The sequence below is a fragment of the Roseateles sp. P5_E11 genome, from assembly GCF_054049355.1.
Map to the genome: position 1 here is coordinate 1 of NZ_JBFUMO010000849.1, position 1812 is coordinate 1812.

The following is a 1812-nucleotide window of genomic DNA, read 5'->3' on the forward strand; positions in this document are numbered from 1 at the left end:
CACGAAGCCCGCCTCATACAAGGCCGGAGCAAGATAGATGCCGGCATCCAGCATCGCATGGAAGAAGCGGTTGAAGCGCTCCTTGTCCGTCGTCATGACGGTGGTGTAGTTCTGCGGCAGATCGGGCATCAGGAAGAAGCCGAACATGCCGCCTTCACAGTCGGCGCTGAAGGGCACGCCGTTCTCGGCGGCGACGGCCTTGAGGCCATCGACGAGCTGGCGGGTCTTGGCCGACAGGGCCTTGAAGAAGCCGGGCTTCTGGATCTCGCGCAGCGTTGCCAGCCCGCAGGCCGTGGCCACCGGGTTGCCGGACAGCGTGCCGGCCTGGTAGACGCCACCCAGCGGCGCCAGATGCTGCATGACCGCGCGCCGGGCGCCAAAGGCCGCCAGCGGCATGCCGCCGCCGATGACTTTGCCGAAGACCGAGATGTCGGGCGCAAAACCCGGGATGAGCCGGGCGTAGTGAGCCTGGGCGCTGCCAAGGCCGACGCGAAAGCCCGTCATCACCTCGTCCAGCACCAGCAGGGCGCCATGCTGGGTGCACAGGCGGCGCATGGCGCTCATGAAGGCCACCGACGAGCGCACGAAATTCATGTTGCCGGCGATGGGCTCGACGATGACGCAGGCCAGTTCGCTGCCGTACTGGGCGAAGGCGGCTTCGAGCTGCTCGACGTTGTTGTATTCCAGGACGACGGTGTCGGCCGCGGCTCCCGGCGTGACGCCGGCACTGGTCGGGTGGCCGAAGGTGGCCAGGCCGGAACCGGCTTTCACGAGCAACGCGTCGGTGTGGCCGTGGTAGCAGCCTTCGAACTTGATGAACTTGGCGCGGCCGGTGGCGCCGCGCGCCAGGCGGATGGCGCTCATGGTCGCCTCGGTGCCCGAGCTGACCAGGCGCACCTGGTCCATGCTGGGCACGAGCTTCAAGATCTCCTCGGCCAGCTCGATCTCCCGCTCCGTCGGCGCGCCGAAGGAGAAGCCTTCAGCTGCGGCCTTTGTGACTGCTTCGAGCACGGCCGGGTGGCCGTGGCCGAGGATCATCGGCCCCCAGGAGCCGATGTAGTCGACATAACGCTTGCCTTCGGCGTCATAGATGTAGGCGCCTTCGCCGCGCTGGATGAAGCGCGGCGTGCCGCCGACGGCGCGGAAAGCGCGCACGGGGGAATTCACGCCCCCTGGAATGACGCGCGCGGCGCGCTCGAAGAGCTCTGAATTGCTGGCCATGAGAGAGGAGTCAGGAGATCAATGCATGCGCCGCGGCGTCTTGGGCGGCTGCTCGGGTTCGGGTTCGGGCTCGAAGTCGGGCGGCTCGCCGCCTTCTTCGTCCGCTGCGGGCAGGGCCCAGAAGAAGCGGTCGGGGATGACGTTGCCCATACCGGGACGAAAGCCCGCATCCAGCGACTGGTCCAGGAAGGACAAGGCTTCACTGACGGCCGAGTGCAGTTCCGCGCCCACCGACAGCAGCGCCGCGAGCGCCGCCGACAGCGTGTCGCCCGCGCCGACGAAGGCCGTCTCGAAGCGCTCGAACTTCTCCCCGGTGATAGGCCCCTGCGAGTTGGCCAGCACGTTGTCCACGAACTGGTTGGGCAGCTGGATGCCGGTCACCAGCACGTGCTGGGCGCCGGCCTGGGCGGCGGCGACGGCCAGCTCGCGGGCCGACGGCGCGCGCTCGTTGTCCCAATCGGGCAGCAGGAAGTCCGTCATGGTCTTGTGGTTGCCCACCAGCACGGCGGTCTGCGGCAGCACCAGCTCGCGAAGCGCGTCCAGGTACTGCTGCTGGTCGTCCTCGTCGATCCAGGCGACGGAGGGCAGATA

Annotated in this window: 2 protein-coding genes; both read right to left on the minus strand. The window is 68.0% G+C overall.

What is annotated here, in order from left to right:
• On the minus strand, positions 1–1221 hold a 1221-nt coding region (gene hemL, locus ACXJKR_RS31330; protein WP_457326178.1), incomplete at its 3' end, for a glutamate-1-semialdehyde 2,1-aminomutase.
• Between the two features lie 18 nt (positions 1222–1239).
• A partial coding sequence (locus tag ACXJKR_RS31335) for a bifunctional hydroxymethylpyrimidine kinase/phosphomethylpyrimidine kinase (protein WP_457326179.1) occupies positions 1240–1812 on the minus strand: 573 nt, incomplete at its 5' end.